This window comes from Serratia sp. PAMC26656 (genome assembly GCF_016469055.2).
GTDB classification, from domain to species: Bacteria; Pseudomonadota; Gammaproteobacteria; order Enterobacterales; family Enterobacteriaceae; genus Serratia; species Serratia plymuthica.
In genome coordinates this window covers 5,612,704-5,631,496 of the sequence record NZ_CP150486.1, presented here as the reverse complement: position 1 = coordinate 5,631,496, position 18,793 = coordinate 5,612,704, and the positions used below count along the sequence as shown (strand labels likewise).

General features: G+C 55.7%; 16 protein-coding genes. 8 read left to right on the top strand and 8 right to left on the bottom strand.

What is annotated here, in order from left to right; genetic code table 11:
- Positions 1-312: 312 nt before the first annotated feature.
- The 4 genes from rsmG to asnC all read right to left on the bottom strand — a co-directional run bounded on the left by rsmG (position 313) and on the right by asnC (position 4,340).
- Positions 313-933, bottom strand: coding sequence for a 16S rRNA (guanine(527)-N(7))-methyltransferase RsmG (gene rsmG, locus JEM67_RS27335; protein WP_199636359.1), 621 nt, complete (start codon positions 931-933; stop codon positions 313-315).
- Positions 934-1,070: 137 nt separating this feature from the next.
- Positions 1,071-2,960: a tRNA uridine-5-carboxymethylaminomethyl(34) synthesis enzyme MnmG gene (gene mnmG / locus JEM67_RS27330; protein WP_199636358.1), complete on the bottom strand. Its 1,890-nt coding sequence runs from the start codon at positions 2,958-2,960 to the stop codon at positions 1,071-1,073.
- 381 nt (positions 2,961-3,341) lie between these two features.
- A complete protein-coding gene (gene mioC, locus JEM67_RS27325) occupies positions 3,342-3,782 on the bottom strand; it encodes an FMN-binding protein MioC (protein ID WP_004950463.1) in 441 nt (146 codons plus the stop codon).
- 96 nt (positions 3,783-3,878) lie between these two features.
- Positions 3,879-4,340 carry a transcriptional regulator AsnC gene (asnC, locus tag JEM67_RS27320; protein WP_004950461.1) on the bottom strand — a complete coding sequence of 154 codons (462 nt, stop codon included), beginning with the start codon at positions 4,338-4,340 and terminating at the stop codon, positions 3,879-3,881.
- Positions 4,341-4,495: 155 nt separating this feature from the next.
- Between asnC and asnA the strand changes: the two genes are divergently transcribed.
- Positions 4,496-5,488 (top strand): aspartate--ammonia ligase, encoded by a 993-nt coding sequence (gene asnA, locus JEM67_RS27315; RefSeq protein WP_013815066.1) that lies wholly within the window; start codon positions 4,496-4,498, stop codon positions 5,486-5,488.
- Between the two features lie 3 nt (positions 5,489-5,491).
- Here the strand turns inward: asnA and viaA are convergent, their stop codons facing one another.
- Together viaA and ravA are read right to left on the bottom strand one after the other, a co-directional pair.
- Positions 5,492-6,955, bottom strand: coding sequence for an ATPase RavA stimulator ViaA (viaA, locus tag JEM67_RS27310; RefSeq protein ID WP_199636357.1), 1,464 nt, complete (start codon positions 6,953-6,955; stop codon positions 5,492-5,494).
- Positions 6,956-6,957: 2 nt separating this feature from the next.
- Positions 6,958-8,466 (bottom strand): ATPase RavA, encoded by a 1,509-nt coding sequence (gene ravA / locus JEM67_RS27305; RefSeq protein WP_199636356.1) that lies wholly within the window; start codon positions 8,464-8,466, stop codon positions 6,958-6,960.
- Positions 8,467-8,749: 283 nt separating this feature from the next.
- Here ravA and kup point away from each other — a divergent pair, with 283 nt between their 5' ends.
- The 7 genes from kup to rbsR all read left to right on the top strand — a co-directional run bounded on the left by kup (position 8,750) and on the right by rbsR (position 16,597).
- Positions 8,750-10,618 carry a low affinity potassium transporter Kup gene (gene kup, locus JEM67_RS27300; RefSeq protein ID WP_013815064.1) on the top strand — a complete coding sequence of 623 codons (1,869 nt, stop codon included), beginning with the start codon at positions 8,750-8,752 and terminating at the stop codon, positions 10,616-10,618.
- A 168-nt stretch (positions 10,619-10,786) separates the two neighbouring features.
- Positions 10,787-11,206, top strand: a complete 420-nt coding sequence (rbsD, locus tag JEM67_RS27295) for a D-ribose pyranase (protein WP_013815063.1) — start codon at positions 10,787-10,789, stop codon at positions 11,204-11,206.
- A 7-nt stretch (positions 11,207-11,213) separates the two neighbouring features.
- Positions 11,214-12,719: a ribose ABC transporter ATP-binding protein RbsA gene (rbsA, locus tag JEM67_RS27290; protein WP_013815062.1), complete on the top strand. Its 1,506-nt coding sequence runs from the start codon at positions 11,214-11,216 to the stop codon at positions 12,717-12,719.
- 6 nt (positions 12,720-12,725) lie between these two features.
- Positions 12,726-13,691, top strand: a complete 966-nt coding sequence (gene rbsC, locus JEM67_RS27285; RefSeq protein ID WP_004950441.1) for a ribose ABC transporter permease — start codon at positions 12,726-12,728, stop codon at positions 13,689-13,691.
- 23 nt (positions 13,692-13,714) lie between these two features.
- The gene (gene rbsB, locus JEM67_RS27280; RefSeq protein WP_199636515.1) at positions 13,715-14,602 is read left to right on the top strand and encodes a ribose ABC transporter substrate-binding protein RbsB; all 888 of its coding nucleotides are present in this window, start codon (positions 13,715-13,717) and stop codon (positions 14,600-14,602) included.
- A 61-nt stretch (positions 14,603-14,663) separates the two neighbouring features.
- Entirely contained in the window at positions 14,664-15,590 is a 927-nt protein-coding gene (rbsK, locus tag JEM67_RS27275; RefSeq protein ID WP_199636355.1) for a ribokinase, read from the top strand.
- Between the two features lie 5 nt (positions 15,591-15,595).
- Positions 15,596-16,597 (top strand): ribose operon transcriptional repressor RbsR, encoded by a 1,002-nt coding sequence (rbsR, locus tag JEM67_RS27270; protein WP_004950431.1) that lies wholly within the window; start codon positions 15,596-15,598, stop codon positions 16,595-16,597.
- On the opposite strand, the gene mdtD is transcribed toward rbsR, so the two are convergent.
- Both mdtD and JEM67_RS27260 read right to left on the bottom strand, forming a co-directional pair.
- Positions 16,594-18,009, bottom strand: a complete 1,416-nt coding sequence (mdtD, locus tag JEM67_RS27265) for a multidrug transporter subunit MdtD (protein WP_013815059.1) — start codon at positions 18,007-18,009, stop codon at positions 16,594-16,596. The genes rbsR and mdtD overlap by 4 nt on opposite strands.
- A gap of 69 nt (positions 18,010-18,078) precedes the next feature.
- Entirely contained in the window at positions 18,079-18,768 is a 690-nt protein-coding gene (locus JEM67_RS27260) for a FadR/GntR family transcriptional regulator (RefSeq protein WP_013815058.1), read from the bottom strand.
- Between the last annotated feature and the right edge of the window lie 25 nt (positions 18,769-18,793).

Genomic DNA, 18,793 nt, shown 5'->3' with positions numbered 1-18,793 from the left:
AAAGATATTATAAATCAAAACATTACAAGTTAACTGTTCAAAAACAATCCATACACCCGATAAAAACCTTTTATTGACAGCTTCCGGGCTAATATTACAACAGCCAATTAACATTAGCAGCAAAGCAGAATCGTTCGCCTATCGTTGCTAACGTGACTATTTCAAATGGCAATTACTCTATTGTCGCCAATTAGCGGCTATTTTTGTGTTAATAAAAAGTAAATTAACTAAAGAAACCACCATTTAGTTAGCCTGCTTATCTTTTGCGTTGGACACGGTCTTTAATTCACGCTTCTTTGATCAAAAGCAAACTCAGTTTGCCTTAAGTACCACCAAATGACGTTCACCTTCAAGTTCCGGCACCTGCAGACGCACCACCGACTCCAGCACGATGCCTTCAGGCAGTTGCGCCAGCTCTTCATCCGGGCGTCCCCCTTTCAGGGCGTAGAACCTCCCCTGCCCTTTTGCCGGCAGATGGTGGCACCAGGACAGCATATCCTGCAGCGAAGCGAAAGCGCGGCTGATGACGCCGTCAAAAGGCGGCTCGGCCGGGAACGCTTCAACACGGCTCTGTACCGGCTCGATATTGGTCAATCCCAGTTCATGCTGCACCTGGCGCAGGAAGCGCACGCGCTTGCCCAGACTGTCGAGCAGGGTGAAATGAGAATCAGGACGGACGATAGCCAGCGGAATGCCTGGCAAACCGGGGCCGGTGCCGACGTCGATAAAACGCGAACCTTGCAGATGCGGGTTCACCACGATGCTGTCGAGAATATGGCGCACCAGCATTTGCTGCGGATCGCGCACGGAGGTGAGGTTATAAGCCTTGTTCCACTTATCCAGCATGCCGACATAACCCAGCAACTGCTGTTTTTGCTGATCGGGAAGCGCAATGCCTGCCGCCGAGAGCAACGAATCTAATTTTTTCTGCACAACGTGTCCTCTGACAGGCGCGGAACGGCAAGCCTAATCAGGGCTGGCCAATGAGGCGACCATGATAATTCAGGCCCGGGATGATGTCAGCGGCCGTTTGTTCACTGTGTAAACAAACGGCCGTCCAGAAACAGGATTTATGCGCTGCGGCGCAGCAGCCCCTGCTTTTTCAGCCAAATAAGCAGGATCGAGATCGCCGCCGGGGTGATACCGGAGATACGTGAAGCCTGGCCGATAGAGTTCGGTTTATGATCGTTCAGTTTGGCGATCACTTCATTCGACAAGCCGGACACCTGCTGATAATCGATATCCAGCGGCAGCACGGTATTCTCGTTGCGCTGTTGCTTTTCGATCTCTTCCTGCTGGCGAGCGATATAACCTTCGTATTTTACCTGGATCTCAACCTGTTCGGCAGCCTGAGTATCCGCCAGCGGCGGCGCGAAAGCGGCAACGGTGGTCAGTTGCGCGTAATCCATTTCAGGTCGACGCAGCAGTTCCTCGCCGTTAGCTTCACGTGACAGCGGGGCTTTCAGCAACGCGTTTACTTGCTCGACGTTTTCGGCGTGCGGATGCATCCAAATATCCCGCAAGCGCTGGCGTTCTTGTTCGATATGTTCCAGCTTCTCGCTGAAACGCGCCCAGCGAGCATCGTCAACCAGGCCCAGTTCGCGGCCTTTTTCTGTCAGGCGCAGATCGGCATTGTCTTCGCGCAGCATCAGGCGGTATTCGGCGCGTGAGGTAAACATGCGGTAGGGTTCTTTGGTGCCCAGCGTGCTGAGATCGTCCACCAGCACGCCCAAATAGGCCTGATCGCGGCGTGGCGACCAGCCTTCGTCTTCGTTGGCGTAACGCCCGGCGTTCAGACCGGCCAGCAGGCCCTGGGCTGCTGCTTCTTCATAACCAGTGGTGCCATTGATCTGGCCGGCGAAGAACAAGCCCTGGATAAATTTGCTTTCCAACGTAGGCTTCAGATCGCGGGGATCGAAGAAATCATATTCAATGGCGTAACCCGGACGAACAATGCGGGCATTCTGCATCCCTTCCATCGAACGAACGATCTGCATCTGTACGTCAAACGGCAAACTGGTGGAGATGCCGTTTGGATAAATTTCGTTGCTGGTCAGGCCTTCCGGTTCGAGGAAGATCTGGTGCGAGTTACGATCGGCAAAGCGCATCACTTTGTCTTCGATCGACGGGCAGTATCGTGGCCCGATCCCTTCGATGATCCCGGCATACATCGGGCTACGATCGAGGTTATTACGGATCACGTCATGCGTTTTTTCGTTGGTATGGGTGATGTAGCACGCCATTTGTTCCGGATGCTGACCGGCGTTACCCATGAACGAGAAAACCGGAATCGGTGTATCGCCATGTTGCGGAGCCAATACGCTGAAATCGATGGTACGTGCGTCAATGCGTGGTGGCGTACCTGTTTTTAGGCGGTTTACCCGCAGCGGCAATTCACGCAAACGCTGTGACAACGAGATCGACGGAGGATCCCCGGCACGACCACCGCTGTAATTTTCCAGACCAATATGGATCTTGCCGTCCAGGAAGGTGCCTACGGTCAGTACTACCGCTTTGGCACGGAATTTCAGGCCCATCTGGGTAACGGCACCGACGACGCGATCGTTTTCCACAATCAGATCTTCGACCGGCTGTTGGAAGAGAGTCAGGTTAGGTTGGTTCTCCAGAGCAGTGCGTACTGCTTGACGATACAGCACGCGGTCTGCCTGAGCACGAGTCGCTCGTACCGCTGGGCCTTTACTCGCGTTTAGTATCCTAAACTGGATGCCGGCATGGTCGATTGCCGTGGCCATCAGGCCGCCAAGTGCATCAATTTCCTTAACCAGATGCCCTTTACCAATACCGCCAATTGCCGGGTTGCAAGACATCTGCCCCAGCGTATCGATATTGTGTGTCAATAATAAAGTCTGACGCCCCATGCGTGCCGCAGCCATAGCGGCTTCAGTACCGGCATGGCCACCACCGATGATGATGACGTCAAATTGATCTGGATAAAACATGGAACTGCACCTCGCCGTATTGCGAACGATCGTTGTTTGCCCTGGGGTGGGAGATTCTACTCAAGTTTAGTCGATCGACCAAGTGGTCAGGATCTTAGGTAATTAAAAGAAGATCTTTTTTATTTAAAGATCTCTTTATTAGATCTCTTATTAGGATCGCGATCCTCTGTGGATAAGTGATTATTCGCGAGTGAGATCAGCGGATTAAGGAGGATCGTTAGCTGTGAATGATCGGTGATCCTGTTGCTTATAAGCTGGGATCTAAATGGCATGTTATGCACAGGACAAAAAGCGACCTAGGGTTGTTATTGGGATAACTACTGCTTTTACCCTGCTTTCCAGCATAGTTATCCACAATCGTTCGCGTGATCTTTGAGCAAATTAGAGTAAATTAACCCAGTTTTTCACCCATTCCTCTGCCGGATCCTCAGGAATTTCGTGTTTAGTCACGTCGATCTCCAACCGATCGCCGATCCTTTTCGCTCCACAGGCGATCAAAAGATCGTTGATCCGTTGGATCGCGCCACAGAAGGTATCGTATTCAGAGCTGCCTAAACCGACTGCACCGAACTGTACTTGTGATAAGTCAGGCTGCTGTTCTTCTATTTGTTCCAGAAGCGGCTGCAGATTATCCGGCAAGTCGCCGGCGCCGTGGGTTGAAGACACCACCAGCCAACGTCCGGACAAGGTCAGTTCATCCAATTCAGGACCGTGCAGCATCTCGGTAGTGAAGCCCGCTTCTTCCAGCTTTTCAGCCAAATGTTCGGCTACATACTCGGCGCTGCCAAGCGTACTGCCACTGATCAGGGTTATATCTGCCATGAATGAATGATCCCAGCCTTCTTAAAGTCGCAGCATTGTACGCTGTGAATCGGCTGGGATCTACCTGTGGATAATATGGGTATACTAATTAACTGACTAAGGCGTGATGGTACGCATGATGGGGTTCTGCAGCGAGATCAGGGTTTCGGTGGACTGGATCTCGTCAATCGTCTGGATCTTGTTGATAAGTACTTGTTGCAATGCATCTATCGAGCGGCACATCACTTTGATAAACACGCTGTAGTGGCCAGTGGTGTAGTAGGCCTCGACCACTTCCTCCAGGCTTTCGAGTTTTTTAAGCGCGGAAGGATAGTCTTTGGCACTCTTTAATATAATGCCGATAAAACAGCAGACGTCATAACCCAGGCGTTTGGGGTTCACGTCTACCCGTGCGCCGGTGATGATACCGGCCTGTTTCATTTTCTCTACCCGCACATGAATGGTGCCGGGACTGACGGCAAAGTTCTTCGCCAGTTCGGCATAGGGCGTGCGCGCATTCTCCATCAGGGCGTTGAGGATGCCGCGATCGAGATTATCGATCTGGTAATTTTCCGCCATTTAAACCCCCATTAATTGCTGATTGTTGAATTATCACCGCATCAAAATGAATGATTAAAAGTGAAAAGGCAATATTGATTAGCGGATATTGAATTACGCTGCCGTTCTGTTGCTTAATCGATGGCAACAGAGACAGATTTATAAGAGATACGGCAATGAAAAAACAGTTTATCCAAAAACAACAACAAATCAGCCTGGTTAAATCCTTCTTCTCACGCCAGTTGGAACAGCAGCTTGGCCTGATCGAAGTGCAGGCGCCTATCCTCAGCCGTTTGGGCGATGGCACTCAGGACAACCTGTCCGGCAGTGAGAAAGCGGTGCAAGTGAAGGTGAAAACCTTGCCGGATGCCACCTTCGAAGTGGTGCATTCATTGGCCAAGTGGAAACGCAAAACCTTGGGCAGCTATGATTTCGGCGCAGGTGAAGGCCTGTATACCCATATGAAAGCGCTGCGCCCGGATGAAGATCGTCTGAGCGCGATCCACTCCGTTTACGTTGATCAATGGGATTGGGAACGGGTGATGGGCGACGGTGAACGCAGCCAGGATTACCTGCAAAACACCGTGCGCAGCATTTATGCGGCTATTAAGGCTACGGAGGCCGAAGTGAGCCGCGAATACGGCTTAACGCCGTTCCTGCCGGAGCAAATCCACTTCGTTCACAGCGAAACCCTGTTGCAACGTTACCCCGAGCTGGACGCCAAAGGCCGCGAGAGGGCTATTGCCAAAGAACTGGGTGCGGTATTCCTGATCGGTATCGGCGGTAAACTGTCGCATGGCAAATCCCACGATGTGCGTGCGCCGGATTATGATGACTGGACCACGCCGGCGGCTGAAGGGTTGGCCGGCCTGAACGGCGATATTGTGGTGTGGAACCCGATATTGCAGGATGCCTTTGAACTTTCTTCTATGGGGATCCGCGTTGACGCCGATGCGCTGAAACGCCAACTGTCGCTGACTGGCGATGAAGATCGTCTCAAGCTGGAGTGGCATCAGTCGCTGCTGCGCGGCGATATGCCACAGACCATTGGCGGTGGCATCGGTCAGTCGCGTCTGGTCATGCTGTTGCTGCAACTGTCGCATATCGGCCAGGTGCAATGCGGCGTGTGGTCGCCGCAAGTGCGTGAAGCGGTCGAAGGGCTGCTGTAATATTCAGCGCCGCCAGCGGCGCATTAAACGGCTTTTTAACCCGGTATCGAAGCGCCAGATATGATCGAAGATGCGCATGATGCCGGGTTTGCCATAGGCGGACATCGCCACGGCATGAAAGCGTTGCTGGTGGCTTTGTTGCTGCTGTTTCACCTTCTTTATGACCTCCTCCGGCAACCGCTGGGCAATAAAGTCAGAAATGATCACCGCATCGGCGTCAAACCAGCCGCTGTCTGCCATTTTGGTGACCGTGGCGTTCAGGCAAGCGGCCAGATCGGTGCCGCCGCGAAAATGCTGGCCGAGAAAACGTACCGCCTGCTCGATGCCACTGGCGGCGGTAAGTTCGTAATGCACGATCTGGTTGGCGAACAGCATAATGTAGCAACGGCGGTTATCCGCCAACGCGATGCGCAGCAGCGCCAGGCAAAAAGCCTTGGCGCACTGTTCATTGAACCCTCCCATCGAGCCTGAAGTGTCCACGCAGACGATAAACGGCCCGCGCGGCTGCTGATCTTGCTGCTGGTGGGTGACCTGTCGGATGAGGATTTGTTCCTGCCAGACGTCGCCCTGCAAGCGATACGTCAACAGCCGCCTTTCCAGCAGGCGACGGTAAAATTCGAACTCCAGCTCTTCAATGCCCAGCGTGGCCAGTTCCGGCGGCAGCAGGCGCAGAATATCGTCGCTTTGGTGAATGCCGCTGACCTCTTCCGGCAGCGTGGCCGGCACCTGAACCATTACGCGGAAAGGTTCCGGCAGCGCATCTTGCTGTTGCACCGCCTTGGCCTGATAGCTCCGGCCCAATTGCTGCGCCAATTTTTTCAGCTCCGGCTGCTGTTGCAGGAAATTGCCGTATTCCACCAGCCGCTGGTAGTCGCCGCGTTGCAGGTGACCTTTGCTCATATCCCATAACCGCCCGGCGGCGGTGTCGTTTTCCGACAACAGCGGCTCCAGCGCACCGCTCAGCGCCAGACGTTCCTGCAGCTCCGCCATCAGTTGCTCTCGCTCCTGTTCCAGCAGTTGGTGGTGCAGCATGGTGGCCTGTAGCGTCAGGTTGATGCGCCAGCGTTGCAGGAACAGGGTCTGGAAACTGTCGTCCAGCGGATGATTGGGCAGATCGGCGGCATCCACCAGCGAACGGGCCTGCTCATAAAACGGGGAAACCAGCTGGCGCAGTAGTTCGAGGGTATCGTTCAGGTGGTGATAGAACTGGGTATTGTTCTCCAACTGGCACTGTTGATAGCGATAAAACTCCTGCGCCAGCGCCGGGGGGACCATGGCTTCATGGATACGCTCTTTCAGTTGCAGCTTCCAGCGCGGCAGGTCGCGATCCAGCGCCCGGCGGATGGCCGGAAATTTCTTGAAGAAAACCGTTAGCTGCGGAGCTGCCAGCATGCCGACGATCATCTCCTCGATCAGTTCACCTTCGGTGATCGCCAGCAGCAGATCGAGCGTTTCCAGGCTGAGCATCGTTACTGGCCGCGCATCTGCTGGTGCTGCTGTTTGATCTGTTCCGCCACCTGCAACAGGCTGGCTTCAATTTTTGCCAGGCCACCGGCAGGGGTAAACAGGCAGGGCTGGTGTTGGCTGAACAACCGGCGCTGTTCCGCCAGACGCTGTGCCAGCGCGTCCATTTCGTCCAGCATCGCTTGGGGCGTACCGCCGGTCTGTTTACCGGGCAGAGCCAGCAGCGAAGGCTGGCGGCTGACGTCCAGCACCGTCAGATGCAGCTGCTCGTCCACTTCCAGGTCGATCTGCTGGGCAAAGCCGATGCCGTTCAGCTTGGCGCGCACGTCGCCGCCCTTTTGCAGCCAGTTTTCCAGCGCGCTGCTTTCAATGCTCAGATGGTTGACCTGAATATCATGCAGTTGCAGCGGTTTTTGCAGCAGCAGGGTCAGGGTGCCGGTGCCTAACGGCGCCGCCGCCATGTATTGGGGCTTTCTGCTGAACATACCGCCTTTTTTCACCAGCGCTATCGCCTGACGATCGCTTTGCTGCTGTTGGTGTTGCAGCCAGCGGGTGTGGATCTGTTGCAGTTGAATCAACAGCGTCTGCTGCTGATAGGCCGACTCGGTCAGCAATTGGTCGATTTGCTGCTGCAGCAACTTTAGCGAAGTGAGGTCATGCCACAGGCAATCTTTCAACAACATCAGGTCGAGCGGGGCGACGGCGTCGCGGCCGCTGAAGAAGGCGCAGGCCTGCAACAGCCGCAATGCCTTTTTCCAACGACGGTCGGAGACGTAGGGCGCGCTCTCCAGCGCATCCAACCGCTGGCGCAGCTGGAATATCAGTTCAAAACAGCCTTCGGGCAGCTTGACCTTGTCGATCTGCGACTGCCACTGGTGAAACTCTTCGTCGCTGATGCTCAAGGCTTCAGCGACCGGGTTGTCATTCTCGTTCTGGCGGCTGACCAGCAGTGAGCGGAAATTCTGTTTATCCTGAACTTTGTCCAGCCACAGGCGGATCAGCATGCGGTCGTACAGCGCTTCCAGACTGTTGTCGGTCTCAGGCAGTTCGTTAGAGGCGGTAACCAGTAACCGCAGCGGGATCGGCTCTTCGCTGTTGCCGTTGCGGAAGCGGCGTTCGTTGATCGCCGTTAACAGGGTATTGAGGATGGCCGGGCCGGCTTTCCAGATTTCATCCAGGAACACGATCTCCGCCTCGGGCAGATAGCCGGCGGTCAGACGCTGATAGCGGCCTTCATCTTTCAATGCCTGGATAGACAGCGGGCCGAACACTTCTTCCGGCGTCGAGAAACGCGTCATCAGGTATTCAAACGAGCGCGCGCTGCGAAAGGCGAATTTTAACCGGCGGGCAATCAGGCTTTTGGCGATGCCGGGCGGGCCGAGAAGAAACACGCTTTCACCGCTGAGCGCCGCCAGTAAACATAGGCGAATTGCTTCCTGTCGTTCATAAAGACCGCTCTCCAGCGCGCTGCTGAGGCGGGAGATCCGTTCTGCCAGAAGTGATGATGGCGCCATATTATTGTCGTGTTGTCCGAGAGTTAGCCAATCTTGGTGGATAATCCGATGATAAACCACCATTATTTTTAATGGTATAGCTTGTTGATTAGTAAAATCTTTCTATTATCAAAAGAGTGGCTGGTTCACATTTTGTTTATTTTTTGGGGCTGATATAAGAGTAGGCAAGCCGTATAAATCGTGCATACTGTGCGCCTTTTAGTGGGCGTAACGGATCTTAGAGCCCGTATCTCTGGCTGATGCGGATGCATCGCTAACGGATGTTCTAATAAAGAAACGAATTATGAGCTCAGAACACAAACAGTCCTTATCAGCGGTAACTCTGGCGGCAATTGGGGTGGTTTACGGTGATATTGGCACCAGCCCTCTCTATACCCTGAGAGAGTGTTTCTCCGGCCATTATGGCTTCGATGTGCGTCCTGACGTGGTGTTTGGCTTCCTGTCCCTGATTTTCTGGATGCTGATTATCATTGTTTCGCTTAAATACCTTAGCTATGTCATGCGTGCGGATAATGCCGGCGAAGGCGGTATCCTGACGCTGATGTCGCTGGCCGGGCGCAATACCTCGGCGCGCACCACTGCGGTGCTGGTGATTCTCGGCCTGATTGGCGGCAGTTTCTTCTATGGCGAGGTGGTGATCACCCCGGCGATATCGGTGATGTCGGCGATAGAGGGGCTGGAGATCGCAGCACCCTCGCTCGACGGCTATATCGTTCCCTTATCCATTCTGGTGCTGACGCTGCTGTTCGCTATCCAAAAACACGGCACCGGCAGCGTCGGAAAACTGTTTGCCCCGGTGATGCTGCTGTGGTTTATCGTGTTGGCGGTGCTGGGCGCGCGCAGCATCATCGCTAACCCGGAAGTGCTGCAGGCGATGAACCCGAAATGGGCGCTGAACTTCTTTATGGAATATAAGAAGGTCTCGTTCTTTGCGTTGGGCGCGGTGGTGCTGTCGATTACCGGCGTTGAGGCGCTGTATGCCGATATGGGCCACTTCGGTAAATTCCCTATCCGCCTGGCCTGGTTCACCGTGGTGTTGCCTTCGCTGGTACTGAACTATTTCGGCCAGGGCGCGTTGTTGCTGAAAAATCCCGAGGCGATCAAGAACCCGTTCTTCCTGTTGGCGCCGGACTGGGCGCTGATCCCGCTGCTGATATTGGCGACTCTGGCTACGGTCATCGCCTCTCAGGCGGTGATTTCCGGCGTGTTCTCCCTGACCCGTCAGGCGGTGCGCCTGGGGTATCTGTCGCCGATGCGCATTATCCATACCTCGGAAATGGAATCGGGCCAAATCTATATTCCGGTGATTAACTGGACGTTGTATATCGCGGTAGTGCTGGTGATTGTAGGCTTCGAACACTCCAGCAACCTGGCAGCGGCGTATGGCATCGCCGTGACCGGCACCATGGTGCTGACCAGCATTCTGGTGACCTCGGTGGCGATCAAAAACTGGCATTGGAACCGCTTCTTCATGGTCGGCATCCTGATTATCCTGCTGATTATCGACGTGCCGATGTTCTCTGCCAATGCCCTGAAACTGTTCTCTGGCGGTTGGCTGCCGTTGTTGCTGGCGCTGATGATGTTCATCATCATGACCACCTGGAAAAGCGAACGTTTCCGTCTGTTGCGCCGCATGCATGAACACGGTAACTCTCTGGAGGCGATGATTGCCTCACTGGAGAAATCGCCGCCGGTGCGAGTGCCTGGTACGGCGGTATTTATGTCGCGCGCCATTAACGTGATCCCTTTTGCGCTGCTGCATAACCTGAAACACAACAAGGTGCTGCATGAGCGGGTAGTGCTGCTGACGCTACGCACCGAGGATGCGCCTTACGTACACAATGTGCGCCGGGTGACCATCGAACAGCTTTCACCGACCTTCTGGCGGGTGGTGGCCAGCTACGGTTGGCGCGAAACGCCGAACGTTGAAGAAGTGTTCCACCGCTGCGGACTGGAAGGGCTGCCGTGCCGCATGACGGAAACCTCGTTCTTTATGTCGCATGAGTCGCTGATCCTGACCAAACGGCCTTGGTATCTGTTCCTGCGCGGCAAGCTGTTTATCGCGCTGAGCCGTAACGCGCTGCGCGCGCCGGACCAGTTTGAGATCCCGCCGAATCGGGTGATAGAACTGGGAACCCAGGTCGAGATTTAACTCCCTCTCAGGGGCTCAGCAATGCTGGGCCCCTTTTGTTTCCGCTTTTTAGCTGTGTGAGCGAAACGTTTCGATAGCGATCACATTTCTGCATTATCCCGGTTGCCTTCCCCTGCCGTTTTTTTAAACTCATCCGATAGCGAAACGTTTCGCTGCTGGAGTGAAAAGATGAAAAAAGGCGTACTGCTGAATGCTGAAGTCTCTGCCGTGGTTTCCCGGCTCGGCCATACCGATCAGATTGTCATCTGCGATGCAGGGCTGCCGATCCCGGCGGTAACGCAGCGTATCGATCTGGCGCTGACCCAGGGAGTGCCGACGTTTTTGCAGGTGGTCGGGGTAGTGACGCAGGAGATGCAGGTTGAAAGCGCCATTCTGGCGGAAGAGATGGTGCATCAAAATCCGCAGCTCCATCAAGCTTTGTTGGCTCAACTGATACAGCTTGGCCAACACCAGGGAAACACCATAAGCGTGAGTTATATCAGCCACCAGGCTTTTAAAGCGCAAACTGAACACAGCCGGGCGGTGATCCGCAGCGGTGAATGTTCGCCGTACGCGAACGTCATCCTCTGCGCCGGCGTAACTTTCTGAGGCATTTATGCAACCTTTACTGCAACTGAAAGGGATCGATAAAGCCTTTCCCGGCGTGAAGGCGCTTTCCGGCGCTGCACTCAGCGTTTATCCCGGTAAGGTGATGGCGCTGGTGGGTGAAAACGGCGCCGGGAAGTCCACCATGATGAAAGTGCTGACCGGCATCTATAACAAAGACGCCGGCAGTCAGTATTTTCTCGGTAAAGAGGTGGCGTTCAACGGGCCAAAGGATTCGCAGGAAGCGGGCATCGGCATTATCCATCAGGAACTGAACCTGATCCCTCAACTGACGATTGCGGAAAACATTTTTCTCGGGCGTGAGTTTGTTAACCGCTTTGGCCGCATCGACTGGAAGCGAATGTACGCCGAAGCCGACAAACTGCTGGCGCGGCTGAACCTGAGTTACAGCAGCCACCGACTGGTGGGCGAACTGTCGATCGGCGATCAGCAGATGGTGGAAATCGCCAAGGTGCTGAGCTTCGAGTCGAAAGTCATCATCATGGATGAGCCGACCGATGCGCTGACCGACACGGAAACCGCGTCTTTATTTAAAGTGATCAACGAGCTGAAGGCCGAGGGGCGTGGCATTGTTTATATCTCGCACCGGCTGAAGGAGATCTTCGAAATCTGCGATGACGTCACGGTGTTCCGTGATGGGCAGTTTATCGCCGAGCGGCCGGTCAGTGAGCTGCAGGAAGACCTGCTTATCGAAATGATGGTCGGCCGCAAGCTGGAGGAGCAGTACCCGCGGCTTAACCTGCCGCGCGGCGAAAAGCGGTTGGAGGTCAGCCAGGTTTCCGGCCCCGGCGTGCATGACGTCAGCTTTACCCTCTACCGCGGCGAAATCCTGGGTGTGGCTGGGCTGATGGGTGCCGGGCGTACCGAGTTGATGAAGATTCTCTACGGTGCCGCACCGCGCAAAGCCGGCACGGTCAGCCTCGATGGCCATGAGGTGGTGACTCGCTCTCCACAGGACGGCCTGGCGAACGGTATCGTGTATATTTCCGAAGACCGCAAGCGTGATGGCCTGGTGCTGGGAATGTCGGTAAAGGAAAACATGTCGCTGACCGCTTTGCGCTACTTCAGCCGCGCCGGCGGAAGCTTGAAACAGGCTGATGAGCGGCAGGCGGTAGGGGATTTCATTCGCCTGTTCAATATCAAGACGCCCTCGATGGAGCAGCCGATTGGCCTGCTTTCCGGCGGTAATCAGCAGAAGGTGGCGATTGCCCGCGGCCTGATGACGCGACCAAAGGTGTTGATCCTCGACGAGCCGACGCGCGGCGTCGACGTCGGTGCCAAAAAAGAAATCTATCAGTTAATCAACCAGTTCAAGCAGGAAGGGCTGAGCATCATTCTGGTGTCTTCGGAAATGCCGGAGGTGCTGGGTATGAGCGACCGCATTCTGGTCATGCACGAAGGGCACCTAAGTGGTGAATTCCCGATTGAACAGGCCACCCAGGAAGTGTTGATGGCAGCGGCCGTCGGCAAGCAATACGGCGTAAAGCAGGAGTAATCAGATATGAGTTCCCAGAGTGTCGCAAAGCGCTGGTTCAGTAAAGAGTGGCTGTTAGAGCAAAAATCACTGATTGCTCTGCTGGTGCTGATTGCCGTGGTCTCTTCAATGAGCCCGAATTTCTTCACCCTGAACAACCTGTTCAATATCCTCCAGCAAACCTCGGTGAACGCCATTATGGCGGTCGGGATGACGCTGGTGATCCTGACTTCCGGTATCGATCTGTCGGTGGGATCTCTGCTGGCGCTGACCGGTGCGGTGGCGGCGTCGATCGTCGGTTTTGAAATTAACGCGGTGGTGGCCGTTGCGGCGGCGCTGGCGTTGGGTGCCGCGGTGGGCGCCTGCACCGGCGTGATTGTCGCCAAAGGCAAGGTGCAGGCATTTATTGCCACCTTGGTGATGATGTTGCTGCTGCGCGGCGTCACCATGGTGTACACCAACGGCAGCCCGGTGAATACCGGCTTTACCGACGTGGCCGACACCTTCGGCTGGTTCGGTATCGGCCGCCCGCTGGGGGTGCCAACCCCGATCTGGATTATGGCGATAGTGTTTATCGCCGCCTGGTACATGCTGCACCACACCCGTCTGGGCCGCTATATTTATGCCTTGGGCGGTAACGAAGCGGCGACCCGCCTTTCCGGCATTAGCGTCGATAAAGTGAAGATTATCGTTTATTCACTGTGCGGGCTGCTGGCGGCGCTGGCTGGCGTTATCGAAGTGGCGCGCTTGTCTTCTGCACAGCCGACTGCCGGTACCGGCTATGAGTTGGATGCCATCGCTGCCGTCGTGCTGGGTGGCACCAGCCTGGCGGGCGGCAAGGGCCGCATCGTAGGCACGCTGATCGGGGCGCTGATCCTCGGCTTCCTGAACAACGGCCTGAATTTACTGGGTGTTTCTTCCTACTACCAAATGATCGTGAAGGCAGTGGTGATACTGCTGGCGGTTCTGGTAGATAACAAAAGCAACAAGTAACCTCCCCTACAGGAATCACGATGATGAAAATGAAAAAACTGGCAATCCTGGCTTCGGCCTTCGCTCTGACCGCCACCCTGAGCGCTAACGCGTTGGCGAAAGACACCATCGCGCTGGTGGTGTCCACCCTGAATAACCCGTTCTTCGTTTCCATGAAAGAAGGCGCACAGCAGGAAGCCAACAAGTTGGGTTATAACCTGGTGGTGTTGGACTCGCAGAACAACCCGGCGAAAGAGCTGGCTAATGTGCAGGATCTGATGGTGCAGGCACCTAAACTGCTGCTGATTAACCCAACGGATTCCGATGCTGTGGGTAACGCCATCAAGATGGCCAATCAGGCCAAGATCCCGGTCATTACGCTGGACCGCGTGGCAAGCAAGGGCGAGGTGGTCAGCCATATCGCCTCGGACAACCGCGTTGGCGGTAAAATGGCCGGCGACTTTATCGCTAAAAAAGTGGGCACAGACGCTAAAGTGATCCAACTGGAAGGGATTGCCGGCACCTCCGCCGCCCGCGAGCGTGGCGAAGGGTTCAAACAGTCGCTGGATCAGAACAAATTCAAATTGCTGGCCAGCCAACCGGCAGATTTCGACCGCACCAAGGGCCTGAACGTAATGCAGAACCTGCTGACTGCTCACCCGGACGTGCAGGCGGTGTTTGCACAGAACGATGAAATGGCGCTGGGCGCACTGCGTGCGCTGCAAACCGCCGGTAAAACCGATGTGGTCGTGGTAGGCTTCGACGGCACTGCCGACGGCGTGAAAGCGGTTGAAGGCGGCAAGTTGGCTGCGACCGTGGCGCAGCGTCCGGATCAAATCGGCGTGATTGGCGTGGAAACGGCAGATAAAGTCTTGAAAGGCGAGAAAGTGCCGACCACCCTCCCGGTTGATTTGAAACTGGTCACTAAATAAGTCATACCAGCGCCATCAAAACGGGGCGTTTGTGATGGCGCGCAATTCAGGAATCAATGCGATGGAAACAGGTAAGCTGGTGGTGCTTGGCAGTATCAATGCCGACCATATCCTCAATATTGAGCAGTTTCCCCGCCCGGGCGAAACGGTGATCGGGAAACAGTATAAGGTGGCATTTGGCGGTAAAGGCGCGAATCAGGCGGTGGCGGCAGGACGCAGCGGTGCGGATATCGCCTTTATAGCCTGCGTCGGCGCAGATGACATCGGTGAACGCATCCGCCTGCAACTGGCGACCGATCGCATTGATACCCAACCGATTGAGGCGATTGCCGACAACACCACGGGCGTGGCGCTGATTTTTGTTAATGCGGAAGGCGAGAACGTGATCGGCATTGATGCCGGCGCCAATGCCGCCGTAACGCCCGACTATCTGGCGCGCTATCAGCAACGGGTTATTGAAGCCGATGCTTTGCTGATGCAGCTCGAGTCGCCGCTGGAAACGGTGATGGCCGCCGCTCGTCTGGCGAAGCAGCATCAAACGCAGGTGATTCTCAATCCGGCACCGGCGCGTGAGCTGCCGGATGAACTGCTGTCGTTGGTCGATATGATTACGCCCAATGAAACAGAAGCCCAGCGCCTCACCGGCATAGCTATCGCTAATGATGATGACGCGGCGCGTGCGGCGCAAGCTTTGCACGATAAAGGCATCGGCACGGTGATCATAACCCTTGGCAGCCGTGGCGTTTGGTTGAGTGAGAACGGCAACGGTAAGTTGGTGCCCGGCTTCAAGGTTAAAGCGGTAGACACCATCGCTGCCGGTGATACCTTCAACGGGGCGTTGGTGACGGCGCTACTGGAAGGTAAAACCATGGCGGATGCGGTGCGCTTCGCCCATGCGGCGGCGGCGATTGCGGTAACCCGTCCCGGTGCTCAGCCCTCCGTACCCTGGCGTGAAGAGATCGACGCCTTCTTGCTGCAGCAGGAGTAACACCTTTGGCCACCATGAAAGATGTCGCCCGCTTGGCGGGCGTTTCAACCTCGACGGTTTCACACGTTATCAATAACAATCGCTTTGTCAGCGACAGCGTGCGCGACAAGGTCATGGCGGCCGTTGAACAATTGAACTATGCGCCCTCCGCGCTGGCGCGCAGCCTGAAGCTGAATCAGACGCGGACCATTGGCATGCTGGTTACCTCCAGCAACAACCCGTTTTATGCCGAAGTGGTGCGTGGCGTTGAGCGCAGCTGCTACGAGCGCGGCTACAGCCTGATCCTGTGCAATACCGAAGAAGATGCCGCGCGCATGAACCGCAGCATGGAGACGTTGTTGCAAAAACGCGTCGATGGCCTGCTGTTGATGTGCACCGAAAACCACCGACCGTCGCAGGACGCGCTGAGCCGCTATCCGTCGCTGCCAATTGTGATGATGGACTGGGCACCGTTCGAAGGGGCTAACGATATCATTCAGGATAACTCGTTGCTCGGTGGGGAGATGGCGACCGATCACCTTATCGCCCGCGGTTATCGCAACATTGCCTGCATCGCCGGCCCGCAGGATAAAACCACCGCACGCCATCGTTTGGAAGGCTACCGCCGCGCCATGCAACGCGCCGGGCTGGCGATCCTGCCCGGATACGAAGTGCATTGCGACTTCGAGTTTGAAGGTGGCGTTGCTGCGATGAAACAGCTGCTGGCGCTGGCTGAACCGCCGCATGCGGTATTCGCCGGTAATGATGCAGTAGCAGTAGGCGCCTATCAGGCGTTGTACCAGGCCGGACTGTCGGTACCGCAGGACATGGCGGTGATGGGCTACGATGATATCGAGCTGGCCAAATACCTCGCGCCGCCGCTAAGTACTATTCACCAGCCGAAAGATTCGCTGGGCGAACTGGCGATTGATGCGTTGATCAACCGCCTGCAGAACCCGGAACGGGAAGCCCAGGTTCTGGTGCTGACCCCGGAGCTGGTGGAACGTGCTTCGGTGGGGCACCGCTAGCTTGCCGCTTTTGCTTCTTTCTTCGCTTCGCGGCCGCCGATCAGATTGCGGCCATCCTTTGTTCTCAACAGCATGAAGACAAACGCCGACGCGACGGTGACAATCCCCATGGTAATAAAGGTGTAGTGGAAGTGATCGATCATGGTGCCGAGCGACATTGACTCGTAGAAACGCAACACTGCCGCGCTGATCGCCACGCCGAAGCTGATGGAAAGCTGCTGGGTGACCGCCAGCACGCTGTTGCCGGAGCTGGCATTGGCATCGTTCAAGTCCGCCAGGCTGATGGTATTCATGGCGGTGAATTGCGTAGACATCGCCATGCCCAAAACGAACAGCGGCAAGATCATCAACCACAGCGGCATCCCCGGGCTTTGTAGCGCGAACTGAGCAATCAACACGCCGATAATCACAGTGATGCCAACCAACGTTTTGCGGTAACCGAACCAGCGCAGCACCTGTGTGACGGTGGATTTTGCCATCAGCGAACCGACGGCGGTCGGCGCCATCATGCAGCCGGCGATAATCGCAGAGTAACCGAAGCCCACCTGCAGCATCAGCGGCATCAGGAATGGCACGCAGCCGGTACCCAGGCGCGAGGCGACGTTGCCGGCAATGCCCACCGAGAAGGTGCGAGTCTTGAACAAGTCCAGACCAATCAGCGGTTGGGGATGCCTGCGGGCATGAGCGATATAACCGAACAGCATCACCACGCCGCTCAACAGGATACCCAGCGAGATATAGCTGGCCAGTACCCGTTCGCCGAACAGCTCAAGCCCGGTGGAAACCAGCACCAGACTCAGGCCAAACAGCATAAAACCAATGAGATCGAAACGGCGCTTGGGGGTGGTGAAGTCCGGCATGTATTTACGTGCATAGAAGATGCCGAGCAGGCCTATCGGGATATTAATCAGGAAAATCCAATGCCAGGTGGCGTAGGTCACCAGCCAACCGCCCAGTAGTGGCCCCATGATCGGCCCAACCAACCCCGGCATGGTCACGAAGTTCAGTACCGGCAATAGTTCGCTGCGCGGGTAGGCGCGCAACAGCGCCAGACGCGCCACTGGCATCATCATCGCGCCGCCGATCCCCTGAATGACACGTGAGGTCACCAGCACGCTCAACGTAGGGGAAAGCGCGCACAGCAGTGAGCCGAGGGTAAACAGCGACACCGCGAGGATAAATACACGACGGGTGCCGAAGCGGTCCGCCAGCCAGCCACTGACCGGGATCAGCATGGCAACCGTCAGCGTATAGCTGATCACGGCAGACTGCATTGCCAATGGCGAGCGATCCAGACTGTGGGCGATCGCCGGCAATGCGGTGTTGAGAATGGTGGCGTCCAGCGCCTGCATAAAGAACGCCATTGCGGCGATCCAGGGTAGCCCTGCCATACTGCGCGCGGATTTGGTCATTGTCGGTCCTGGTTAACTGTCGTATCCGTTTCTCTCATCTTTCTTCTCTATATATAAGTAGGGGATGAGTTAGTCTTTCTCTTTAAGTAAAACCTGACATGCGGCTAACGCCTGGTTGCTGTCACCGGCCAATATCGCATCTACGATGGCCTGATGGTGTTGGAGCTTAATCACTTCGTTGCCGGTAATGGCGCGGAAGTAGCTTTGATACACCGAACTGAACAGGTTGGCGAATGATGTCAGGAACGGGTTGCCGCTGGCTTCATAGATAAGCTGGTGGAATTGGGTATCGACCTGGATCCAGCGCTCGCGGTCAAACTGGGTATGCAGCGCACGCATCTCCGCCATCAATTCGGCCAGAAGCGCGGTTTGCTGAGCGCTGGCGTTAGCAGCAGCCAGCGAGCAGGCCTGTGGTTCCAATGACGTGCGTAATATAAGAAAGTGCTGCATCACCTGATCGAAGTTCTCCCGAGTCATCCACCAGGTCAGTAAATCCTGATCGAGAAAATTCCACTGGCTTTGCGGCATCACCCGGGTACCGATGCGCGGGCGTGGCAACAGCATACCTTTGGCTGCCAGCATCTTTACTGCTTCGCGCACGGCCGTGCGGCTAACGCCGAATTGTTCTCCCAGTTCCATCTCTCCAGGCAAGATACTGCCCGCCTGATAATCGCCTGCCAGAATTTGTTGGCCGAGTTTCTCTGCAAGCAGATAAGAAAGGTTACGTTGGGCGGCCTGTTGTTGAGCGTTAAATTGCATGGCTGCGGGTCCTTACTGACATCGT